Origin of the sequence: Pseudomonas entomophila L48, assembly GCF_000026105.1 — a bacterium.
In the GTDB taxonomy this organism is placed as follows: domain Bacteria; phylum Pseudomonadota; class Gammaproteobacteria; order Pseudomonadales; family Pseudomonadaceae; genus Aquipseudomonas; species Aquipseudomonas entomophila.
In genome coordinates this window covers 1,298,210-1,319,782 of the sequence record NC_008027.1, presented here as the reverse complement: position 1 = coordinate 1,319,782, position 21,573 = coordinate 1,298,210, and the positions used below count along the sequence as shown (strand labels likewise).

At 63.8% G+C, this 21,573-nt stretch carries 19 protein-coding genes; 6 read left to right on the top strand and 13 right to left on the bottom strand.

Annotation, left to right across the window (positions count from 1 at the left end; all coding sequences use genetic code 11):
• Positions 1-53: 53 nt before the first annotated feature.
• From PSEEN_RS05860 to prfB, 4 genes are all read right to left on the bottom strand, one after another.
• Positions 54-602, bottom strand: coding sequence for a hypothetical protein (locus PSEEN_RS05860; protein ID WP_011532566.1), 549 nt, complete (start codon positions 600-602; stop codon positions 54-56).
• Positions 603-631: 29 nt separating this feature from the next.
• Positions 632-1,336 carry a TetR/AcrR family transcriptional regulator gene (locus PSEEN_RS05855; protein ID WP_011532565.1) on the bottom strand — a complete coding sequence of 235 codons (705 nt, stop codon included), beginning with the start codon at positions 1,334-1,336 and terminating at the stop codon, positions 632-634.
• 95 nt (positions 1,337-1,431) lie between these two features.
• Positions 1,432-2,934, bottom strand: coding sequence for a lysine--tRNA ligase (gene lysS, locus PSEEN_RS05850; protein ID WP_011532564.1), 1,503 nt, complete (start codon positions 2,932-2,934; stop codon positions 1,432-1,434).
• A gap of 93 nt (positions 2,935-3,027) precedes the next feature.
• Positions 3,028-4,123, bottom strand: a protein-coding gene (prfB, locus tag PSEEN_RS26575; RefSeq protein ID WP_011532563.1) for a peptide chain release factor 2 whose coding sequence is annotated in 2 segments (ribosomal slippage) — positions 3,028-4,050 and positions 4,052-4,123 — 1,095 coding nt in all. Because the reading frame shifts where the segments join, the coding sequence is not laid out codon by codon here.
• Between prfB and PSEEN_RS26830 the strand changes: the two genes are divergently transcribed.
• Entirely contained in the window at positions 4,065-4,385 is a 321-nt protein-coding gene (locus PSEEN_RS26830; RefSeq protein ID WP_044487785.1) for a hypothetical protein, read from the top strand. The two genes, prfB and PSEEN_RS26830, sit on opposite strands and share 59 nt — an antisense overlap.
• A gap of 249 nt (positions 4,386-4,634) precedes the next feature.
• Here PSEEN_RS26830 and PSEEN_RS05835 read toward each other — a convergent pair whose 3' ends face one another.
• The 9 genes from PSEEN_RS05835 to PSEEN_RS05795 form a co-directional block, all read right to left on the bottom strand.
• A complete protein-coding gene (locus PSEEN_RS05835; protein WP_011532562.1) occupies positions 4,635-5,813 on the bottom strand; it encodes an integrase core domain-containing protein in 1,179 nt (392 codons plus the stop codon).
• Between the two features lie 716 nt (positions 5,814-6,529).
• Positions 6,530-7,534, bottom strand: coding sequence for a response regulator (locus PSEEN_RS05830; protein ID WP_011532561.1), 1,005 nt, complete (start codon positions 7,532-7,534; stop codon positions 6,530-6,532).
• 51 nt (positions 7,535-7,585) lie between these two features.
• A complete protein-coding gene (gene cheB / locus PSEEN_RS05825; protein ID WP_011532560.1) occupies positions 7,586-8,599 on the bottom strand; it encodes a chemotaxis response regulator protein-glutamate methylesterase in 1,014 nt (337 codons plus the stop codon).
• Entirely contained in the window at positions 8,596-10,881 is a 2,286-nt protein-coding gene (locus tag PSEEN_RS05820) for a hybrid sensor histidine kinase/response regulator (protein WP_011532559.1), read from the bottom strand. The genes cheB and PSEEN_RS05820 overlap by 4 nt, the downstream gene beginning before the upstream one ends.
• Complete coding sequence (locus tag PSEEN_RS05815; RefSeq protein ID WP_011532558.1) at positions 10,878-11,543, bottom strand: chemotaxis protein CheW; 666 nt, start codon at positions 11,541-11,543, stop codon at positions 10,878-10,880. Before PSEEN_RS05815 ends, PSEEN_RS05820 begins: the two co-directional genes overlap by 4 nt.
• Positions 11,540-12,787: a CheR family methyltransferase gene (locus tag PSEEN_RS05810; protein WP_011532557.1), complete on the bottom strand. Its 1,248-nt coding sequence runs from the start codon at positions 12,785-12,787 to the stop codon at positions 11,540-11,542. The genes PSEEN_RS05815 and PSEEN_RS05810 overlap by 4 nt, the downstream gene beginning before the upstream one ends.
• Complete coding sequence (locus tag PSEEN_RS05805) at positions 12,784-13,305, bottom strand: chemotaxis protein CheW (RefSeq protein ID WP_011532556.1); 522 nt, start codon at positions 13,303-13,305, stop codon at positions 12,784-12,786. Before PSEEN_RS05805 ends, PSEEN_RS05810 begins: the two co-directional genes overlap by 4 nt.
• 5 nt (positions 13,306-13,310) lie before the next feature.
• Positions 13,311-14,933, bottom strand: coding sequence for a methyl-accepting chemotaxis protein (locus tag PSEEN_RS05800; protein ID WP_011532555.1), 1,623 nt, complete (start codon positions 14,931-14,933; stop codon positions 13,311-13,313).
• 128 nt (positions 14,934-15,061) lie between these two features.
• Positions 15,062-15,748 carry a tellurite resistance TerB family protein gene (locus tag PSEEN_RS05795; protein WP_011532554.1) on the bottom strand — a complete coding sequence of 229 codons (687 nt, stop codon included), beginning with the start codon at positions 15,746-15,748 and terminating at the stop codon, positions 15,062-15,064.
• Positions 15,749-16,008: 260 nt separating this feature from the next.
• Here PSEEN_RS05795 and ydcS point away from each other — a divergent pair, with 260 nt between their 5' ends.
• The 5 genes from ydcS (at position 16,009) to PSEEN_RS05770 (ending at position 21,570) form a co-directional block, all read left to right on the top strand.
• Entirely contained in the window at positions 16,009-17,148 is a 1,140-nt protein-coding gene (gene ydcS, locus PSEEN_RS05790; protein ID WP_011532553.1) for a putative ABC transporter substrate-binding protein YdcS, read from the top strand.
• A 223-nt stretch (positions 17,149-17,371) separates the two neighbouring features.
• A complete protein-coding gene (locus tag PSEEN_RS05785; protein ID WP_011532552.1) occupies positions 17,372-18,397 on the top strand; it encodes an ABC transporter ATP-binding protein in 1,026 nt (341 codons plus the stop codon).
• Complete coding sequence (locus PSEEN_RS05780; protein WP_011532551.1) at positions 18,394-19,332, top strand: ABC transporter permease; 939 nt, start codon at positions 18,394-18,396, stop codon at positions 19,330-19,332. The genes PSEEN_RS05785 and PSEEN_RS05780 overlap by 4 nt, the downstream gene beginning before the upstream one ends.
• A complete protein-coding gene (locus tag PSEEN_RS05775; protein ID WP_011532550.1) occupies positions 19,322-20,128 on the top strand; it encodes an ABC transporter permease in 807 nt (268 codons plus the stop codon). Before PSEEN_RS05780 ends, PSEEN_RS05775 begins: the two co-directional genes overlap by 11 nt.
• A gap of 17 nt (positions 20,129-20,145) precedes the next feature.
• Positions 20,146-21,570: a gamma-aminobutyraldehyde dehydrogenase gene (locus PSEEN_RS05770; RefSeq protein WP_011532549.1), complete on the top strand. Its 1,425-nt coding sequence runs from the start codon at positions 20,146-20,148 to the stop codon at positions 21,568-21,570.
• Positions 21,571-21,573 lie beyond the last annotated feature (3 nt).

The following is a 21,573-nucleotide window of genomic DNA, read 5'->3' as shown; positions in this document are numbered from 1 at the left end:
GCTCCTACTGGAACAATGACCGTAGGAGCCGGCTTGCCGGCGAACAGCCTAGGTTATTTGCTCACGCGCTCGAAGCGCGCGACTTCGACGAACAGGTCGGAATTGGCCGGGTCGTCCAGATAGGCCAGGACCCGCTCGGCCGGACTGTCGATCAGCACGCCCGGGCCATTGTCCTCCGGCACCTCGGTGCTGCGCCCGCTCAGTTCCTTCTTGTCCACCGCCTGCTGCACCTGCTCTACATCAAGGTTGTAGACCACCAGCTGCTTGCCATCGACCACCTCGAAACCACCGATCAGGAAGCGGCCGCCCAAACGTTTGGGCACGCCCGCCGACAGGTACCAGCGGTTGCCATGACGGGCCACGGTGAAGGCGTACTCCTCGGGCGCCTTGCCCTGGGCGCGGGCCACCGCCTTGTAGGTGTTGCCACCGGCGCGGCTGATGCTCAGCTTCAACGGCTGGCCCCAGGCATCCTTGCTGCTCCACTGGCCAAGCAGGGCTTTGGGCGCCGGCTGGTTTCCCGGTAGCGGTTCGTCGAAGGTCACCAGACAACCGCCCAGCAGGAGGAATGACAACGTCAACAACACCACACGCCAGGCTTTCATCCGCTTCTCCTTGGAATTTCGTTTGCCGCTCAGGCCGATGCGAGCACCATCTGCAGGTATCGGACAAGGATAGCGAGCATCTGCTCATCGGCCTGCGCATCCGCATCCTTGAGCAGGCCCTGATATTCCATCTGCTCGATTATCGCCGTCAACATCTGGGCGTCCTGGACGGGCTGGCGCGAGCCGACCACCTGGAGGATCTGCCGTGCGCCGTGCAGCAGGATCTGCTCGTGGGCCTGTACCAGCTCCGCCAACCGAGCGCACAACAGGGCCTCCTGGCGGAAGGCCTGCTCGGCCATGAGGAAGTCGCGACGGTTGTTCAGCTGGCGTCGGACATAGTCGGCCAGCATGCGCGCCACTTCGTCGGCCAGATGGGCCCGGGCCTCGGGCGTGCCGTCGCCCTGGGCCAGCAACTGGCGCAGCACGCCTTCGGTATTGGTCCACAGCTTGGCCATGTAGGCCGCGCTGCGCTCGACGTACTGGGCGAAGGTGTCGGCCAGCAGGTCCTGGATATCCTTGAAGTAGTAGGTGGTCGCCGACAGCGGCACGCCGGCTTCGGCAGCCACGGCGCGGTGGCGCACGCCCCGCACGCCATCGCGCACGACAATGCGCATGGCGGCGTCGAGAATTTGCTGGCGGCGCTGCTCGCTGCCCTGGCGGGCGGTCTTGCGGCCCTGGTATTGCACGCTCTCGGCGACGGCGGTGGCGATGCCGGCGGCGCCTTGGTGGGGCATGGCGGGTGTCACTGTGATTACCTCATGAACAGTACTGACAACATAAAGCTTCAGGCATGAAAAAGCCGCCTCGAAAGGCGGCTTGTTCACATCGCTCAGGCCTGTGGACGCATGTGCGGGAACAGGATCACGTCGCGGATCGACGGCGAGTTGGTCAGCAGCATCACCAAACGGTCGATACCAATGCCTTCACCGGCAGTCGGCGGCATGCCGTATTCCAGCGCGCGGACAAAGTCAGCGTCGTAGTGCATGGCCTCGTCGTCGCCGGCGTCTTTCTCGGCGACCTGGGCGAGGAAACGCTCGGCCTGGTCTTCGGCGTCATTGAGCTCGGAGTAGGCGTTGGCGATCTCGCGGCCACCGATGAACAGCTCGAAGCGATCGGTCACGGCCGGGTTGTCATCGTTGCGACGGGCCAGCGGCGAGACTTCGAACGGGTACTCGGTGATGAAGTGCGGCTGCTCCAGCTTGTGCTCGACCAGCTCTTCGAAAATCATCACCTGCAGCTTGCCCAGGCCTTCGTGGCCCAGCACCTTGGCGCCGGCCTTTTTTGCGATCTCGCGGGCACGGTCGACGTCCTGCAGGTCGGCGGCGGTGAGCTCCGGGTTGTACTTGAGTATCGAGTCGAACACCGACAGGCGCACGAACGGCTCGCCGAAGTGGAACACCTTGTCGCCGTACGGCACGTCGGTGCTGCCCAGCACCAGCTGCGCCAGCTCGCGGAACAGTTCCTCGGTGAGGTCCATGTTGTCGCGGTAGTCGGCGTAGGCCTGGTAGAACTCGAGCATGGTGAACTCGGGGTTGTGCCGGGTCGAGACGCCTTCGTTGCGGAAGTTGCGGTTGATCTCGAACACTTTTTCAAAACCACCAACAACAAGCCGCTTGAGGTACAGCTCAGGCGCGATACGCAGGAACATGGCCATGTCCAACGCGTTGTGGTGGGTTTCGAACGGCTTGGCCGCGGCGCCGCCCGGGATGGTCTGCAGCATCGGGGTCTCGACTTCGAGGAAGTCACGCTCGATGAGGAACTTGCGGATGTGCGAGATCACCTGCGAACGCACACGGAAAGTGTGGCGGGTTTCCTCGTTGACCATCAGGTCGACGTAGCGCTGGCGGTAGCGCTGCTCGGTGTCGGTCAGGCCGTGGTGCTTGTCGGGCAGCGGGCGCAGCGACTTGGTCAGCAGGCGCACGTTGGTCATCTCGACGTACAGGTCACCCTTGCCGGAACGGGCCAGGGTACCTTCGGCGCTGATGATGTCGCCCAGGTCCCAGGTCTTGACCGCGGCGAGGGTGTCTTCCGACAGGGTCTTGCGGTTGACGTAGACCTGGATGCGGCCGGTCATGTCCTGGATGACCATGAACGAGCCACGGTTGAGCATGATGCGACCGGCGACCTTGACCGGAATGGCGGCTGCTTCCAGCTCTTCCTTGGTCTTGTCCGCGTACTGTTTCTGCAGGTCGTTGCAGTAGCTGTCGCGGCGGAAGTCGTTGGGGAAGGCGTTGCCCTTCACGCGTTCGGCGGCAAGTTTTTCCTTGCGCAGGGCGATCAGGGCGTTTTCTTCCTGTTGCAGGTCTTGCGCTTCGGTCTTGAGGTCGCTCATGTCGTCATTCTTTCCATCAGGTGTTCGTTGCCCCTGTCGGGCAGGGCACGCGATACGGGCCGACGGCCTCGTATCGCGGCGGTGGTGTGCGGATTACAGCCCCTGCTTGAGGCTCGCTTCCAGGTACTGGTCGAGGTCGCCGTCCAGGACCTTCTGGCAGTCGCTGCGCTCGACGCCGGTACGCAGGTCCTTGATGCGCGAGTCATCGAGCACGTAGGAACGGATCTGGTGACCCCAGCCGATGTCGGACTTGCTGTCTTCCAGCGCCTGCGAGGCGGCGTTGCGTTTTTGCATTTCCAGCTCGTACAACTTGGCCCGCAGCATTTTCATGGCGGTATCCTTGTTGGCGTGCTGGGAGCGTTCGTTCTGGCAGGCCACCACGGTGTTGGTGGGCACGTGGGTGATACGGACCGCCGAGTCGGTGGTGTTCACGTGCTGGCCACCGGCGCCGGAGGAGCGGTAGGTGTCGATGCGCAGGTCGGACGGGTTGATCTCGATCTCGACCTTGTCGTCGATCTCGGGCGAGACGAACACTGCCGAGAACGAGGTGTGGCGACGGGCGCCGGAGTCGAACGGGCTCTTGCGCACCAGGCGGTGCACGCCGATTTCGGTGCGCAGCCAGCCGAAGGCGTATTCGCCCTTGATGTGCACGGTGGCGCCCTTGATGCCGGCGACTTCGCCTTCGGACAGTTCGATGATGGTGGCATCGAAGCCGCGCTTGTCGGCCCAGCGCAGGTACATGCGCAGCAGGATGTTGGCCCAGTCCTGGGCTTCCGTACCGCCGGAGCCGGCCTGGATGTCCAGGTAGGCGTTGTTCATGTCCATCTCGCCGCTGAACATGCGACGGAACTCGAGCTGGGCCAGTTTCTCTTCCAGGCCTTCCAGCTCGGTCACGACGTCGCCGACGGCGCCTTCGTCATTTTCCTCGACGGCCATGTCGAGCAGGTCCTGGCAGTCGGCCAGGCCACCGGACAGCTTGTCCAGGGTCTCTACCACCTGCGCCAGCATGGCGCGCTCGCGGCCCAGGGCCTGAGCGTACTCGGGCTTGTTCCAGACAGCGGCGTCTTCCAGCTCGCGGTTTACTTCGACCAGACGATCATGTTTGTGATCGTAGTCAAAGATACCCCCGAATGGACTGGGAACGCTCGGTGAGGTCCTTGATGGTGTTCAGGATCGGTTGGATTTCCATGGGCGGGCAGCTCTCGTGCGAATTCTGTGAAAAGCCCGCGAGTATAACCGACTCCGCGGGCGGGCGGCAGACCCGCCGGGCGGTATACCAGGAATCCTCCAGCGCCTTTTCACCCGTTTCGCGCTTTGGCTTTGGCTTTGGCTTTGGCTTTGGCTTTGGCTTTGGCTTTGGCTTTGGCTTTGGCTTTGGCTTTGGCTTTGGCTTTGGCTTTGGCTTTGGCTTTGGCTTTGGCGATCAGGAGGTTAGCCGCACCGTCAGCTAGCGACAGCTGCGCCCGCCCAGGCGCCGCCCGTAACTTCGCGACTTCAGGAGGCTGAGCGCAGGCGTCTGGAGGGCCAGGTGCGCAGCACCCTTCGGCGTTAGCCGAAGGCGCGAGATGTAGACTTGCGCAGCAAGTCGTAGGCCGCGCGGGCCTGGAAGGCGCCGGAGCGAAGGGACCCGGAGCGTAGCGGAGGGCCGTATGAATGGAGCGCATGTACGGGTCACCCACATGGGTTACACAAAAGTTCACTCACATAGGTGACAACACCTTGAGTGTTACATAACCATCAGTGGCATCCCGCACATCGACCCGGCCAAGAATGATGGGACCGAAAATAACATCCCAAACGCCATCCCCGACCTGCTCCAGGCCAATGGTCTGGTGCTTGAGCACATAACCTACGTAGATCCTCAAGCCACGGCGGTTGATGATGCCGCAGCTATCCGCTGGCAAGCTCTCGATATGGCTGGGATAGGTCATCTCGGGGAGTTTTTCAGGGAATGGGCGTGGCGAGGGTTGGTAGCAAGACGCCGGTGTTTTCTGCTTCAACGCTTCATGCAAGCGCTCGTGATTATAGTGCTGCCGAAAGCGATCAAAGTGCCATTGTTGAGCCTCCCAGGCCACTGCCGGCGGCGATGGCAGCGTGCTCTTGAGCGTTCGATGCATGCGTTCGTGGCGGCCATTTTGCTCAGGCCGACCAGGCGCAATGCGCTCGGGAATGATGCCTAGACGCAGCCACCAGATCGACAACTGGGAAAGTCCCGCACGCCCCTTGCTGGCAAACGGCACACCGTTATCGGTACGAATCCGCTCAGGCAGGCCATTCTCCCGGAACACTTGGGTGAAAACGGCCTGCGTTTCCAGAAGATTGGTGTTGGGCATGCTGTGGCAGGCGAGCAGGAAGCGACTGGCGTGATCCATGATCGTCAGCGGATAGCACCAGACGCCTGCACCTGTCAGAAATTGGCCTTTGTAGTCCGCACTGAACAGTTGGTTAGGCAACTCTGCCTTCTCCAGGGGCTTGGGATAGACCGCTACCCGCTGACGTAAGCGGCGTGGTTTGACCAACTCGGCCTTCTTGAGGATGTTGTAGATCGCTGTCTTCGAGGGCGGCGCCTGATCAGGGAAACGCTCCTGCAGCGCCGCCTGGATCTTTTTCGGACCCGGTTCCGTTTCGCCTCGACTGCGCAGTTCGATGATAGCTTCGCGAACTGCAGCGGGTACAACCCAGTCCTGGGTCAACCGGCGGCGGCTGCGTTCTTCCAGCCCCGAAGGCCCCTCTTTCTCATATCGCTCGACCCATTTGTAGCCGGTCTTTCGGCTGATCTCGTAGGCCTGGCACAGGGCACTGAAACTGGGTGCCCCCTGCAGGTAATCCGCGATGAAAAGCATTTTCAGGTCCATAGGTTTCAGCTCTCGCCAAGGCATGGTCAGATCCTCGAAAACCGACCCTGCCAGTTAAAGACTGTTACCTATGTGCATGAACTGATTTGTAACCCATGTGGGTGAGTCATACCCGCAGCGTTTTTTGGTTACTTTTTGTCGCGTTTGACAAAAAGTGACCCGCCGTAAGGGCGGAAAGGTGACTGCGAGTCGCTATAGCAAATGGATATGCACATAGCTGTAGAGACCTACTGTGTTTTGACTTTGACTTTGACTTTGACTTTGACTTTGACTTTGACTTTCAGAGTATTGGCCCTGAAATTCGTGAGCATATCCATTCACGATGGAGGCGCTAACTCACCTTTTCGCCTTTACGGCGACCTTCTTTTGCTCGCGGGCAAAAGAAGGCAAAAACCGCTGGCTCCGTTCATACGGCCCCTGCGCTTCGCTCCGGGGTTCCCTCACTCCGGCCTTGCTCCCGCGTGGACGCACTGAAGGGCCATCCATGGCCCATCAGTGCTCGACGGGCATCCATGCCCGTCGCCCCGCTACGCAAGTCCTACGTTCGGCCTCCTGAAGTCGCATTTGGCGGCGCCTGAACTATCGCGCACTTAGAAGCAAGATCAAGATCAAGAGCTATAAAACTAATACTCGGCAGTTGCCGTTAATTATATGCTGGCTGATCCGGCCATTCGCCGGCAAACCGGCTCCTACAGGGGGAAGTGCACACTTGAAGATGCTCTGCCCCTGTGGAAACAGGATTAAGCGACACCCACCTGATTACGCCCACTGTTCTTGGCCTTGTACAACCCGGTGTCCGCCGCCGAGATCAACTGCCGACAGTGGCTACCAACACTCGGCGTCAACGTCGCCACCCCGATACTCACGGTCAGTAGCGAACCGGCTTCAGGAACGGTATGAGCAATGTTCAGGCCCATGATGGTCTGGCGCAGTTTCTCGGCAATCAACCGGGCACCGCCAGGTGAGGTGTTGGGCAGCACCAAGGCGAACTCCTCGCCGCCATAGCGCGCCGGCAGGTCGGTGGGCCGCGAGCAGCAGCCACGGATAGCCTCGGCCACCTGGCGCAAGGCCTCGTCGCCGGCCAGGTGCCCGAAGCTGTCGTTGAACGCCTTGAAATAGTCCACGTCCACCATCAACAGCGACAACTGCTGCTGTTCACGCATGGCCCGACGCCACTCCAACTCCAGATACTCGTCGAAGTGACGGCGATTGGAGAGCCCGGTCAGGCCATCGGAGTTCATCAGCCGCTGCAACATCAAGTTGGTGTCGAGCAACTGCTGCTGGCTGACGCGCAAGGCGCGATAGGCCTCGTCACGCTGCAGCAAGGTCAGGTAGGAGCGCGAGTGATAGCGAATGCGCGCCACCAACTCGATGGAGTCGGGCAGCTTGACTAGGTAATCGTTGGCCCCGGCGGCGAACGCGGCACTCTTGACCAGCGGGTCTTCCTTGGTCGACAGAACGATGATCGGGATGTCCTGAGTGGCCGGGTTGTTACGGTATTCGCGCACCAGCGTCAGGCCATCCAACCCCGGCATGATCAGGTCCTGCAGGATGACCGTGGGCTTGATGCGCATGGCCTGGGCCACCGCCTGGTGCGGGTCGGCGCAGAAATGGAAGTCGATGTTCTCCTCGTGGGCCAACCCACGGCGCACCGCTTCGCCGATCATCGCCTGATCGTCTACCAGCAGGACCATCGCCGCACTTTCGTTGATGGTCGTGAAACCTTCGATCGGTAGATCATTCATCCCTAGTCACCAGATCACTACCGGCCAGGCGGCGTGACTCAATACATATCGTCATTTCGAAAAGATTTCCATCAGTCGTCCGGCGATTCGCTCCAGCGGGCGAATCTCCACGGCCGCGTCGATGGCCGCGGCGGCCTTGGGCATGCCGTACACCGCGCTGCTCTGCTGGTCCTGGGCGATGGTCAGGAAGCCCTGCTGGCGCATCAGCTTCAGGCCCTGGGCACCATCGCGGCCCATGCCGGTGAGCAGCACGCCCACCGCATCGCCCGACCAATAGCGCGCGACGCTTTCGAAGAACACATCGATCGAAGGCCGATAGATTTCGTTGACCGGCTCGGCAGTGTAGGCCAGCTGGCCATTCTGCAGCAGGCGGATGTGGTGGTTGGTGCCGGCCAACAGCACCTGCCCCGGCTGCGGCGGCTCGCCCTCGCGGGCCAGGCGTACCGACAGACCGGAGGCGCTGCTGAGCCATTCGGCCATGCCGGCGGCGAACACCTGGTCGACATGCTGCACCAGCACGATGGCCGCCGGGAACTCGCGCGGCAGCCCCTTGAGCAGCACCTCCAGCGCCGCAGGACCGCCCGCCGAAGAGCCGATGGCCACCAGGCCTCGGCGCTGGGAGGCCTCGCGCAGAGGCGTGGCCAAGGCGCGGGGGGCACTGGGCCGTTGCTGGCCGATCAACCAACCGATATTGAGGATCTTGCGCAACAGCGGCGCCGCAGCCTCACGGGCATCCCCAGCACCCAGCGCCGGGGTGTCGACCACATCCAGGGCGCCATGGCCCATGGCCTCGAATACCCGATGCACGTTCTGCTTGCGGTCGACGGTGACGATCACGATGGCGCAGGGGGTTTCGGCCATGATCCGGCGCGTGGCCTCGACACCGTCCATGACCGGCATGATCAGGTCCATGAGGATCAGGTCCGGGGTCTGTTCGGCGCAGCGCTGCACCGCCTCGGCGCCGTTGCCGGCGACCCAGATCACCTGGTGCGCCGGCTCGAACGCCAGCGCCCGGCGCAAGGCCTCCACGGCCATGGGCATGTCGTTGACGATGGCGATCTTCATCCCTGCGCACCTCCAATCAGCTCCACGACAGCGTCCAGCAACGCATCGTCATGGAAGCTGGCCTTGGCCAAATAATAGTCGGCGCCGGCATCCAGTCCACGACGGCGATCTTCTTCGCGATCCTTGTAGGAGACCACCATCACCGGCAGCGATTGCAGGCGATGATCGCGGCGCACCAGGGTCACCAACTCGATGCCATCCATGCGCGGCATGTCGATATCGGTGATCAGCAGGTCGAAGTCATCGCTGCGCAGCGCATTCCAGCCATCCATGCCGTCCACCGCGACGGCCACTTCGTAGCCGCGGTTGCTCAGCAGCTTGCGCTGCAATTCGCGCACAGTGAGCGAGTCGTCGACCACCAGCACACGCTTGCGTACCGCCCCCTTGCCGCCCTTGCCACCGCGCTCGATGCGCTCAAGGCGGCCGGTGCTGAGCAGTTTGTCCACCGAGCGCAGCAAGTCTTCGACATCGACGATCAGCACCACCGAGCCATCGTCGAGCAACGCCCCGGCGGAAATGTCCTGGACCTTGCCCAGGCGCGGATCGAGCGGCATCACCACCAGCACCCGCTCGCCGATCAGACGCTCCACGGCCACCCCATAGAGCTGTTCACGCTCGCGGATCACCACCACCCGCAAACCCTGCCCCGGGTCCTGGGCGGCAGGCCGGTTGAGCAACTGGCTGGCGGCCACCAGGCCGACATGGCGGTCTTCATGCCAGAAATGCTGGCGCCCTTCGATCTGCACGATGGCCTCGGTCGGCACGTCCAGGGTGCGTTCGATGTGGGCCAGCGGGAAGGCATAGGCCTCACCGCCCACTTCGACCACCAGGCTGCGCACCACCGACAAGGTCAGCGGTACCTCCAGATGGAAACAGCAACCCTGCCCGGCAACCTGGGTCAGCTCGATCGAGCCACGCAGCTCGCGCACCATGTGCTGCACCGCATCCAGGCCGACACCGCGCCCGGAAACCTCGGTGACGGTGTCGCGCAAGCTGAAGCCAGGCAGGAAGAGGAACGTCAGCAGCTCTGCCTCGCTCATCTGCGCCACAGTCTCGGCCGGTGACAATGCACGCTCGACGATACTCTGGCGCAAGCGCTCCAGGTCGATCCCGGCACCGTCGTCGGACAGTTCGAGAATCAACAAGCCGGCCTGGTGCGAGGCGCGCAGGCGCACTGTTCCTTCGCTCGGTTTGCCAGCCAGCAGGCGCCGCTCGGGCAATTCGATGCCGTGATCGACGGCATTGCGCAGCAAATGCGTCAGCGGCGCTTCGAGCTTCTCCAGCACATCGCGGTCGACCTGGGTCTTCTCGCCTTCGATCAGCAAACGCACCGGTTTATCCAGTGAGCGCCCCAGGTCGCGGACCATTCGGCTCTGCCCGGTCAGCACATCGGCAAAGGGCCGCATGCGGCAGGCCAGCGCGGTGTCATAGAGCAGTTGCGCACGCTGGCTGGCCTGCCAACCGAACTCATCGAGGTCGGTGGCCTGCTGCAGCAGAATCTGCTGGGTTTCGGCCAGCAACTGCTGGGTCTGGGCAAGGGCCTCGAGCACTTCCGGGCCCTGCCCGCTGCCTTCAAGCTGAGTCTTCAGGCCGTCCAGCGCGCGGATGCCCTGGCCATGCATGCGCTTGAGGCGTTGCAGGGTGGCCAGGTAGGGTTTCAGGCGTTGGGTCTCTACCAGTGACTTGCTCGACAGGTCGAGCAGGCTGTTCAATCGGTCGGCGGTTACCCGCAAGACCCGTTCACCACCGTCGCCCGCTCGCTTGCCAGCCTTCGACACGACAACGGGCTCGGCGTCGACGACAGGCTCCGGTGCCTGAACAACGGGCGCCGGCGGCGCGGGCTCGACAGGTGCGGTCGCCAAAGGTGGCAACACCGGGGCCACAACAGCCGTCGATGGCGCCAGCAAGCCGGCCAATTGCACCAGGAACGCCGGTACCGCGGCCTCGCTGTCCTGATCGCCAGGCGTGGCGATCCGCATCAGCAGGTCGGTCCCCTGCAACAGGGCGTCGATATGTTCCGGGCGCAGCGCCAGCCGCCCTTCCTGGGCGGCCACCAGGCAGTCCTCCATGACGTGAGCCACACTGACCCCGGCGTCGATGCCGACGATGCGCGCCGCGCCCTTGAGCGAATGGGCCGCACGCATGCAGGCTTCCAGCTGGTCCGGCTGGGCGGGGTTTCGCTCCAGGGCCATGAGGCCGGCGCTGAGCACCTGGGTCTGGGCCTCGGCCTCCAGGCTGAACAGTTCGAGCAGCGATGCGTCGCGCATTTGCTCCGGGGTCATGACAGGCTCCGCTTCACGGCAGACAGTAGATGTTGCTCGTCCAGGACACGCACGCTGCGCCCCCGCCATTGCAGGACGGCGGCAGTGAAGTGCGCCGTGTCACGGCCGGTTTCCATGCGGGCCGGATCGAGGCGATGGATGCCGTCAATCTCGTCCACCGGCACCACCACCGGCCCACCCTCGGCTGCAAGAATCAACATTCTCGGCAGCGCTCGCCCATTGCGCTCGCTGCTCGCTTCGGCCGGCACGCCCAACAGGTCGGCCAGCGACAGGCAAGGCACCAATGCCCCGCGCACGTTGGCCACGCCCTGCAGCACACGCGAACGCTGGTGCGGCAGCGAATGCACCTGCTGCTGCGGGGCGATTTCGGCCAGGCACGCGGTCGCCAGGGCCAGCCATTCCTCCCCCAGGCGGAACAGCAGCATGGAACGGCCGACAGTGACCTCCTCCATGACGCTCGTCTCGACCTGCTCGCCCTCGATCAGCGCATAGCGATCCAGCAGGCGGGTGGCCGCAGTGGCATACACCTCGCAATTACGGCAATGAATATGCCGCTCCAGCAACGGGCACTGCTTGTCGCCGTGCACGCCGATGCGATTCCAGCAATCGTCGATGACCTCGTCATCACGAGCGATCAGATGCATCTGGTATCCGCCACTCATCGTTCAGACTCCCTTCCCGCCCGCGCCGCGCGCTCCTGCAAGCGCCGGGCGCCGGCCACGTCGCCCTGGGAAGCCAGCAGCGCGGCCAGATGCACCAGGGTTTCCGGGTGCTGGGGCTCCAGGTACAAGGCCTTGCGGTAATGGGTGATGGCCTGCGCGGCATCGCCCTCGGTATCACTGAGCAAGCCCAGCCAGTAATAGACCTGTGCCTTGGGCGCGAACTGGCGCAGGTAGCGCTCGCAACCGGCCCTGGCCTGTTCACTGTCGCCGGTATTGGCATGGCGGGCAATGAGGCCCAGCAGTTGGGCCTCGCTCTCATGGGGCTCGATGACTGGCGCAGGTACAGGAATCGGCCTGACGGTGCGGGCTGGTAGTGCGACCACTCTCGGCGGTGGCGGCGCCAACGGCCGCACAACCGGCAGCGGCAGGCTCACAGCTGCGCTCGACGCGGGCTCCTGACGCACATAGGCGAACGACTGGGCGATACCCAGCGGGCGCATGCCCAGGCGGGCCAGCAGGCTGCCCTCGGCTGGCCCGATGAACAACACCCCCTGGCCATGGGTGAGGTGCTTGAGCACCTCGAACACCCGCTGCTGGGTCGGCACATCGAAATAGATCAGCAAGTTGCGGCAGAACACGAAGTCGTACAGGCCATGGCGGCTCTTGAGCGCCGGGTCCAGCACGTTGCCCACCTGCAGGTTGACCTGTTGGCGCACGCGTTCATTGATGCGATGCAGTTCTGCGAACTTACTGAAATGCCGCTCGCGGAACGCCAGGTCACTGCCACGGAACGAGTTGCGGCCATAGTCGCCCTGCAGCCCCTTGGCCACCGAATTGGGGCTGATGTCCATGCCATCGATGCGAAACGCGGCGGGGCTGACGCCGCCGTCCAGCAAGGCCATGGCAATCGAGTAGGGCTCTTCACCGGTCGAGCACGGCAGGCTGAGGATGCGCAAAGGCCGCGTCCCGGCCAGTTCGGTCACCCGTTTATGAGCCAGGCCGACCAGGGCGCCAAAGGATTCGGGATAGCGGAAGAACCAGGTTTCCGGGACGATGACCGCCTCGATCAGTGCCTGCTGTTCCTCGGCCGACTGCTGCAGGTGCAACCAGTAATCGTCCAGGTCCGTCGCCAATACCGCGATGCTGCGCTGCTGCAAGGCGCGCTCGATCATCGGCGCCCCCACCGACTCCACGTCCAGACCGATGCGCTCACGCAGGAAGCGGAAGAAGCGTTGCTCGCTCATGCCGGCACCTGCCCGTTCCCGGCGGGGTACAGCAGCTCGCGCACAGCGGGTGGGAGCAGGTCATCGACGCGGATGCGCTGCAACAAACCCTGGCTGTCCTGACGCACCGGCCCCAGGTAGGGGGCATCGGCGTTGTCCAGGCCGTAGGGCTGGAACTCGTCGGGCTGGCAGCGCAGGGTGTCGGTGGCCTGCTCCAGCACCAGGCCCAGTTGCAGGTCGGGGCGCAACGGGTCGGCGCGGTAATGTACCAGCACCAGGCGCGTACTGCCGCGCGAGGGCGCCGCGACACCGAAGCTCAGGGCCGACAGGTCGATCACCGGAATCAGCGCGCCCCGGTGGGCAAGCACACCGACGACCCAGGACGGCGCCTGGGCGATGGGTTTGAGCGCACGTCGCGGCAACACCTCGATCACCTCGCGCACGTCGAGGGCAAAGCGTTGCTCGGCAATGCGGAACTGCAGGTAGAGCGCGCCCTTGCCAGTGACCGCGCGCGCCTCGTGGGGATGCAGGTCGTTCATCGCCATCAGACTTTGAAGCGCGACACACCGCCACGCAGGCCGCTGGCCACCTGGCTCAGCTCATCGATGGCAAAACTGGCCTGGCGCAACGACTCGACGGTCTGGGTGCTGGCGTCGCTGAGCTGGGCCAGGGCCTGATTGATCTGTTCGGCGCCGGTGGCCTGGGCCTGCATGCCTTCGTTGACCATCAGCACCCGCGGTGCCAGGGCCTGGACCTGATGGATGATCTGCCCCAATTGCTCGCCCACCTGCTGCACCTCGAACATGCCGCGGCGCACCTCCTCGGAGAACTTGTCCATGCCCATCACCCCGGCCGAGACCGCCGACTGGATCTCGCGCACCATCTGTTCGATATCGTAGGTGGCCACGGCGGTCTGATCGGCCAGGCGACGCACCTCGGTGGCCACCACGGCGAAACCACGCCCGTACTCGCCGGCCTTTTCCGCCTCGATGGCGGCGTTGAGCGACAGCAGGTTGGTCTGGTCGGCAACCTTGACGATGGTCACCACCACCTGGTTGATATTGCTGGCCTTCTCGTTGAGGATCGCCAGCTTGGCGTTTACCAGGTCGGCGGCGCCCATCACCTGGTGCATGGTTTCCTCCATGCGGGCCAGGCCTTGCTGGCCGGAGCCGGCGAGGCTCGAAGCCTGGTCGGCCGACGAGGTGACTTCGGTCATGGTACGCACCAGGTCGCGCGAGGTGGCGGCGATCTCCCGCGACGTCGCACCGATCTCGGTGGTGGTGGCAGCGGTTTCAGTGGCCGTGGCCTGCTGCTGCTTGGAGGTTGCGGCAATTTCAGTGACCGAGGTGGTCACCTGTACCGATGAACGTTGAGCCTGGGCCACCAGGTTGGCCAGGGATTCGGCCATCTCGTTGAAGCCCCCCTCGATGGCGCCGAACTCGTCCTTGCGATCCAGGCTCAGGCGCATGCTCAGGTCGCCCGAGCGCAGCTTGTCCAGGGCGTGGACGATGCGTTGCATCGGTGCGGTGATCGCACGCATCAGCAACAGGCCACAGATGCCGGCGGCGATGATTGCCAGCAGCAGCGAGACGATCATGCTGCCCTTGGCGGTGGCCACGGCGCTGACGATATCGTTGGTGGCGGCATCGGCCGATTCGCGGTTGCGCTCGATGACCCCGTTCAGATGCTTGCGGCCGTCCACCCAGGCCGGCGTGAGCACCTCGTTGATCAAACGCTGGGCCTCGGCATAGTTTTTCTGCCGATAGGCTTCCAGAACCTGATCGACGATCTTCACGTAGGCCTCTTCAAGTCGAGTGAAGTCATCAAAGGCCACCTGATCATCCTTGTCGCGGATGGTCGCCTGATAGCTGGCCATGTGTTGCTTGAGGCGGTCGTCAAAGCTTTTGAACAGCTCGACGTCCGCCGAGGTGAACTCCCGGTGGTTCGACAACCCCACCAACTGCTGGCTGGTGACATAGCTGTCGACCCAGGCACTACGGATCATCGAGCTGTAGTAGACGCCCGGAATGCTGTCGGACCCTACCGCCTCCTCGCTGGACTCGATCGCCACCAACCGCGAATAGGCGGCCACGATCATCAGCAGCATGATGGCGATGATCACGGCGAAACTTGCCAGGATCCGTTGGCGCAAGGTCCAGTTCTTCACATTCAGCCCTCAGGAATTCGATACGAGCGGGAAAAATCGCCGAAGTATAGCCCAGGCTTCCTACGCTTTTGCGGCTGAATGCAGACGTATTCAGGCGTCCATGCCTGTCAGATTGGCCAAATGCCAGCTCATTGACCTGCGGCAAGCCTGACCTGGTTTTCCAGTTCCTGGCGCAGCGCAGGGTCCAGACGCAGCTGCCGTGCCAGCTCATCGAGGTAGGCGCGCTCCATGAAGTTCTCCTGATCGACCATCATCACGCTGGCCAGGTACATCTCGGCAGCCATTTCCGGCGTTTGCGCGGCACGGGCCACCTCGGCCGGGTCCAGTGGCTTGTTCAGCTCGGCGTGCAGCCAGTGCTGGAGCGCCTGGCTACTGTCCAGGCGGGCGAACTCCCCCTCGATCAACGCCCGCTCACGCTCGTCGATATGGCCGTCGGACTTGGCCGCCGCCACCAATGCACGCAGCACTGCCTGGCTGTGCTGCTCGACCTGGGCCGGCGGCAGGCGGTCCAGCGTCTGCGGCTCGTGGTTGCCCGCGCCCTGGCGCGCCTGCCAGTTGCCATAGGCCTTGTAGGCCAGCACACCGAGCGCGGCCAGGCCACCGTAGGTGAGGGCCTTGCCGCCATACTTGCGCGCCTTCTTGCTGCCCAGCAGCAAGCCCATGGCACCCGCCGCCAGCGCACCACCACCGGCGCCGGAAAGCAGGCTGCCCAGGCCGTTGCCACCAGGCTTTCCGGCCACGCCCTTGCCGGCCTGGTTACCGAGCAGTTCCTGACCCGATTTGAGCAGTTGGTCGAGCAGGCTCCGGGTATTCATCAGACATGTCTCCGCTGTAGGAAAAGAGGCTCCCAGAGTAGGCCCGGGCAGCCGCTTCGCCACCTGCGCAAATGCTTCCGAATGTTGCGCGGGAAGTCGACAAAAAACGAACTAGACTCGATCTGGCCAACAAGACCCACAAGAAGGCCGCCTATGAACGACCCGCGTCTGCCCCGGCATTTCCTCGCCTGTTTCGAAGCCTGGACAATGCCCAGCCTCGACCTCTCCCCCGTCCACGCGACTCAGCAAGAGGGAACACCATGTCAGTGAACACGACTGTACTGTTCGGCGCGTTACTGGCCAGTGCCGGCCTGCAGGCCGCCCAACTGCCAGACAAACTCGGCGCTGGCGAAGGGCAACTGGATATCATTGCCTGGCCGGGCTACATCGAACGGGGTGAAAGCGACAAGGCCTACGACTGGGTCACCGGCTTCGAGAAGGAAACCGGCTGCAAGGTCAGCGTGAAAACCGCCGCCACCTCCGACGAAATGGTCAGCCTGATGACCAAGGGCGGCTACGACCTGGTTACCGCCTCGGGCGACGCCTCGCTACGGCTGATCGTCGGCAAGCGCGTGCAACCGATCAATACCGCGCTGATCCCCAACTGGAAGAACCTCGACCCACGCCTGCACAACGGCGCCTGGTACGTGGTCAAGGACCAGGTATACGGCACCCCCTACCAATGGGGCCCGAACGTGCTCCTCTACAACACCAACGTGTTCAAGCAACCGCCGACCAGCTGGAGCGTGGTGTTCGAGCCCCAGAACCTGCCCGACGGCAAACCCAACAAAGGCCGCGTGCAGGCCTACGACGGGCCCATCTACATCGCCGACGCGGCGCTCTACCTCAAGTCCGCCAAGCCCGAACTGGGCATCCAGAACCCTTACGAACTGACCGAAACCCAGTACAAGGCCGTGCTCGACCTGCTGCGCCAGCAACAGCCGTTGATCCACCGCTACTGGCATGACGCGACGGTGCAGATGAGCGATGTGAAGAACGAGGGTGTGGTCGCCACCAGTTCATGGGGCTACATGGTCAACGGGCTGCAGGCCGACAAGCAGCCCGTGGCCTCGGTGGTACCGAAGGAAGGCGCCACAGGTTGGGCCGACACCACCATGCTGCACAGCGAGGCCAAGCACCCCAACTGCGCCTACAAGTGGATGGACTGGTCGCTGCAACCGAAGGTGCAGGGCGATGTGGCGGCCTGGTTCGGTTCGTTGCCCGCGGTGCCAGCGGCCTGTACCGGCAGTGAGCTGCTGGGGGCCGAGGGCTGCAAGACCAACGGCTTCGACAACTTCGACAAGATCGCCTTCTGGAAGACCCCGCAGGCCGAAGGCGGCAAGTTCGTGCCCTATAGCCGCTGGACCCAGGATTACATCGCGATCATGGGCGGGCGATAGGAGCGCTCTGGAACAAGATTCAACCCATTGATCTGATATGACCTCTGTAGGAGCGGCTTCAGCCGCGATCACCCGCGCAGCGGGTACCTCGCACCGCGAAGCCCGCATCGCGGCTAAAGCCGCTCCTACAGACGACATGGCACCCTCCTACGGTTATCCCATATCGTCGGTTTGCCGGCGAAACGGGCCCGAATGAACTCGCATCAACCGATCAGGTAGCACCATGCCCCCAGCAGTCCAGTTCACCCAGGTTTCCCGCACCTTCGGCGAGGTCAAGGCGGTCGACCAGGTCAGCATCGATATCCAGGATGGCGAGTTCTTCTCCATGCTCGGCCCGTCCGGCTCGGGCAAGACCACCTGCCTGCGCCTGATCGCCGGCTTCGAACAGCCCAGCAGCGGCTCGATCCGCATCCATGGCATCGAGGCTGCAGGCCTACCGCCCTACCAGCGTGACGTCAACACGGTTTTCCAGGACTACGCGCTGTTCCCCCACATGAACGTGCGCGACAACGTTGCCTACGGCTTGAAGGTCAAGGGCGTCGCCAGGCCCGAGCGCCACGCCCGTGCAGAGGAAGCCCTGGCCATGGTGGCCTTGGCGGGCTATGGCGAACGCAAACCGGCGCAGCTTTCCGGCGGCCAGCGCCAGCGTGTCGCCCTGGCACGGGCGCTGGTCAACCGCCCACGGGTGTTGCTCCTCGACGAGCCGCTCGGTGCCCTCGACCTCAAGCTGCGCGAGCAGATGCAGGGCGAGTTGAAAAAGCTGCAGCGCCAACTGGGCATTACCTTCATTTTCGTCACTCACGACCAGACCGAGGCACTGTCGATGTCCGATCGGGTCGCCGTGTTCAACCGCGGCCGCATCGAGCAGGTCGACTCGCCGCGCAATCTCTACATGCAACCCGCGACCACCTTCGTCGCCGAGTTCGTCGGCACCTCCAACGTGCTGCGCGGCGAGCTGGCCCAGCAGCTCAGCGGCAGCCCCCTGCCGTTCTCCATCCGCCCCGAACACATCCGCCTGGATGGCCAGGCCACCGGCCACGACGTGCAAGCCAGCGGCGAACTCCACGACATCCAGTACCAGGGCAGTACCACGCGCTTCGAAGTGAAACTGGACAACGGCCAGGTACTGGCCGTGAGCCAGGCCAATGACCGGTGGCTGGCCGATGCGCCGACCTGGCAGACCGGCCAGCGCGTACATGTCCGTTGGCCACGAGAGGCAATGACGGTATTGCAGGAAACCGTTATATGAACCTTGCCTCGGCTCACCCGGCAAGCTCGCCCCTGCGGCGCCTGAGCAACCTGCTCTACCGGCGCCCCAACCTGTACCTGCTGATGCTGCTGGTCCCACCCTTGCTGTGGTTCGGCGCGATCTACCTCGGTTCGCTGCTGAACCTGTTGTGGCAGGGCTTCTATACCTTCGACGACTTCACCATGGCGGTGACGCCGGACTTGACCCTGGCCAACTTCGCCGCGCTGTTCAACCCGGCGAACTTCGACATCATCCTGCGCACCCTGGCCATGGCCGTGGCCGTGTCACTTGCCAGTGCCGTGCTGGCCTTTCCCATCGCCTATTACATGGCGCGCTACACCACCGGCCGCACCAAGGCGTTCTTCTATATCGCGGTGATGATGCCGATGTGGGCCAGCTACATCGTCAAGACCTACGCCTGGACCCTGCTGCTGGCCAAGGGCGGCGTGGCCCAGTGGTTCATCCAGCACCTGCATCTGGAGGCGCTGCTGCAGCTTGCACTAGGCATCCCCGGCATCGGCGGCAGCACCCTGTCGACCTCGCACCTGGGGCGCTTCCTGGTGTTCGTGTACATCTGGCTGCCGTTCATGATCCTGCCGATCCAGGCCGCGCTGGAGCGCCTGCCGCCCTCGCTGCTGCAAGCCTCGGCCGACCTCGGCGCCAGGCCAAGCCAGACCTTCCTGCAGGTGATCTTGCCGTTGTCGGTACCGGGGATCGCCGCCGGATCGATCTTCACCTTTTCCCTGACCCTGGGCGACTTCATCGTGCCGCAAATGATCGGCCCGCCCGGCTACTTCATCGGCAGCATGGTCTACGCCCAGCAAGGCGCGATCGGCAACATGCCCATGGCCGCGGCCTTCACCCTGGTGCCTATCGTGCTGATTGCCGTGTACCTATCCATCGTCAAACGCCTGGGGGCCTTCGATGCACTCTGAAAAAGCCTCGACAGGCCTGCGCCTGGCGGCGTGGGGCGGGTTGCTGTTCCTGCACTTCCCGATCCTGATCATCCTGCTCTATGCCTTCAACACCGAAGACGCAGCCTTCAGCTTCCCGCCCCAGGGCTTCACCCTGAAGTGGTTCGGCGTGGCCTTCGCCCGACCCGACGTGCTGGAGGCGATCAAGTTGTCGCTGCAGGTGGCCTGCCTGGCCACGCTGATCGCCCTGGTGCTGGGCACCCTGGCCTCGGCGGCGCTGTACCGACGCAGCTTTTTCGGCAAGGAAAGTATCTCGCTGATGTTGATCCTGCCCATCGCCCTGCCCGGCATCATCACCGGCATCGCCCTGCTGTCGGCCTTCAAGCGCCTGGGCATCGAGCCTGGCCTGTTCACCATCGTGGTCGGGCACGCGACGTTCTGCGTGGTGATCGTCTACAACAATGTCATCGCCCGCCTGCGGCGCACTTCGCAGAGCCTGATCGAGGCGTCGATGGACCTGGGCGCCGACGGCTGGCAGACCTTCCGCTACATCATCCTGCCCAACCTCGGTTCGGCGCTGCTGGCCGGCGGCATGCTGGCCTTCGCCCTGTCATTCGACGAAATCATCGTCACCACCTTCACCGCCGGCCACGAGCGCACCTTGCCCATCTGGCTGCTCAACCAGCTCAGCCGCCCGCGCGACGTGCCGGTGACCAACGTGGTCGCCATGCTGGTGATGCTGGTGACCATGCTGCCGATTCTCGGCGCTTATTACCTGACCCGCGGCGGTGAAAGCGTCGCGGGCAGTGGCAAATGACCCTGGAGGAGCCCCCGATGCAAACCCAAATGCTGATCAACGGCCGCCTGGTGGATGGCGAAGGGCCGGCCTGGACCGTGCTCGACCCGGCCAAGGGCAGCGCCCTGGCGCAGATCAACGAGGCCACCGAAGCGCAGGTGGACACCGCCGTGCGCGCCGCCGACCAGGCGTTTGAAAGCTGGTCGCAGACCACGCCGAAGGAACGTGCCGCCGTGTTGCTGGCCATCGCCGAAGTGATCGACCGCCATGGCGAGGAACTGGCCAAGCTGGAATCGGACAACTGCGGCAAACCTTATACCGCCGCGCTCAATGACGAGATCCCGGCGATTGCCGACGTGTTCCGCTATTTCGCCGGCGCCGCGCGCTGCCTGGGTGGTTCAGCGGCCGGCGAATACCTGCCTGGCCACACCTCCATGGTCCGTCGCGACCCATTGGGCGTGGTGGCGTCCATCGCGCCCTGGAACTACCCGTTGATGATGCTGGCATGGAAGATCGCCCCGGCCCTGGCCGCCGGCAATACCGTGGTGATCAAGCCTTCGGAGATGACCCCACTGACCGCCCTGCGCCTGGGTGAACTCGTCCAGGGCCTGCTGCCGGCCGGCGTCCTGAACATTCTCTTCGGCCGCGGCCAGACCGTTGGCAATCCGCTGGTCACCCATCCCAAGGTGCGCATGGTCTCGCTGACCGGCTCCATTCCCACCGGCGCGCACATCATTGGCGCCACTGCCGACAGCGTGAAACGCATGCACATGGAGCTGGGCGGCAAGGCCCCGGTCCTGGTGTTCGACGACGCCGATATCGACGCCGCTATCGAGGGGATCCGCACCTTCGGCTTCTACAACGCCGGCCAGGACTGCACCGCTGCCTGCCGCCTGTATGTGCAGGACGGCATCTACGAGCGCTTCGTCGAACGCCTGGGCGAAGCGGTGGCCAGCCTCAAGCCTGGCCTGCAGAACGCCCCAGACACCGAACTCGGCCCCCTGATCAGCGCCCAGCACCGCGACAAGGTGGCCGGCCTGGTACAGCGCGCCATCGCCCAGCCGCACATTCGCCTGGTCACCGGCGGTAAACCCCTGCCCGGCGACGGCTTCTTCTTCGAACCTACCGTGCTCGCCGATGCCCTGCAGGATGACGAGATCGTCCGTCACGAAGTGTTCGGCCCAGTGGTTTCGGTCACTCGCTTCAGCGATGAGGCCCAGGCGCTGGCGTGGGCCAATGACTCCGAATATGGCCTGGCCTCGTCGGTATGGACCCGTGACAGCGGTCGCGCCCATCGCCTGGCAGCGCGCCTGCAATACGGGTGCACCTGGGTCAACACCCACTTCATGCTGGTCAGCGAAATGCCCCATGGCGGGCAAAAGCATTCCGGTTACGGGAAAGATATGTCGATGTACGGGCTGGAGGACTACACCTGCGTGCGCCATGTGATGTTCAAGCACTGAACC

Bases quoted from the DNA above. Each gene is read 5' to 3' on its own strand.
- PSEEN_RS05860 (WP_011532566.1), bottom strand. From the start codon at position 602: ATGAAAGCCTGGCGTGTGGTGTTGTTGACGTTGTCATTCCTCCTGCTG.
- PSEEN_RS05855 (WP_011532565.1), bottom strand. From the start codon at position 1,336: ATGCCCCACCAAGGCGCCGCCGGCATCGCCACCGCCGTCGCCGAGAGC.
- lysS (WP_011532564.1), bottom strand. From the start codon at position 2,934: ATGAGCGACCTCAAGACCGAAGCGCAAGACCTGCAACAGGAAGAAAAC.
- PSEEN_RS26830 (WP_044487785.1), top strand. From the start codon at position 4,065: ATGGACTGGGAACGCTCGGTGAGGTCCTTGATGGTGTTCAGGATCGGT.
- PSEEN_RS05835 (WP_011532562.1), bottom strand. From the start codon at position 5,813: ATGCCTTGGCGAGAGCTGAAACCTATGGACCTGAAAATGCTTTTCATC.
- PSEEN_RS05830 (WP_011532561.1), bottom strand. From the start codon at position 7,534: ATGAATGATCTACCGATCGAAGGTTTCACGACCATCAACGAAAGTGCG.
- cheB (WP_011532560.1), bottom strand. From the start codon at position 8,599: ATGAAGATCGCCATCGTCAACGACATGCCCATGGCCGTGGAGGCCTTG.
- PSEEN_RS05820 (WP_011532559.1), bottom strand. From the start codon at position 10,881: ATGACCCCGGAGCAAATGCGCGACGCATCGCTGCTCGAACTGTTCAGC.
- PSEEN_RS05815 (WP_011532558.1), bottom strand. From the start codon at position 11,543: ATGAGTGGCGGATACCAGATGCATCTGATCGCTCGTGATGACGAGGTC.
- PSEEN_RS05810 (WP_011532557.1), bottom strand. From the start codon at position 12,787: ATGAGCGAGCAACGCTTCTTCCGCTTCCTGCGTGAGCGCATCGGTCTG.
- PSEEN_RS05805 (WP_011532556.1), bottom strand. From the start codon at position 13,305: ATGAACGACCTGCATCCCCACGAGGCGCGCGCGGTCACTGGCAAGGGC.
- PSEEN_RS05795 (WP_011532554.1), bottom strand. From the start codon at position 15,748: ATGAATACCCGGAGCCTGCTCGACCAACTGCTCAAATCGGGTCAGGAA.
- ydcS (WP_011532553.1), top strand. From the start codon at position 16,009: ATGTCAGTGAACACGACTGTACTGTTCGGCGCGTTACTGGCCAGTGCC.
- PSEEN_RS05785 (WP_011532552.1), top strand. From the start codon at position 17,372: ATGCCCCCAGCAGTCCAGTTCACCCAGGTTTCCCGCACCTTCGGCGAG.
- PSEEN_RS05780 (WP_011532551.1), top strand. From the start codon at position 18,394: ATGAACCTTGCCTCGGCTCACCCGGCAAGCTCGCCCCTGCGGCGCCTG.
- PSEEN_RS05775 (WP_011532550.1), top strand. From the start codon at position 19,322: ATGCACTCTGAAAAAGCCTCGACAGGCCTGCGCCTGGCGGCGTGGGGC.
- PSEEN_RS05770 (WP_011532549.1), top strand. From the start codon at position 20,146: ATGCAAACCCAAATGCTGATCAACGGCCGCCTGGTGGATGGCGAAGGG.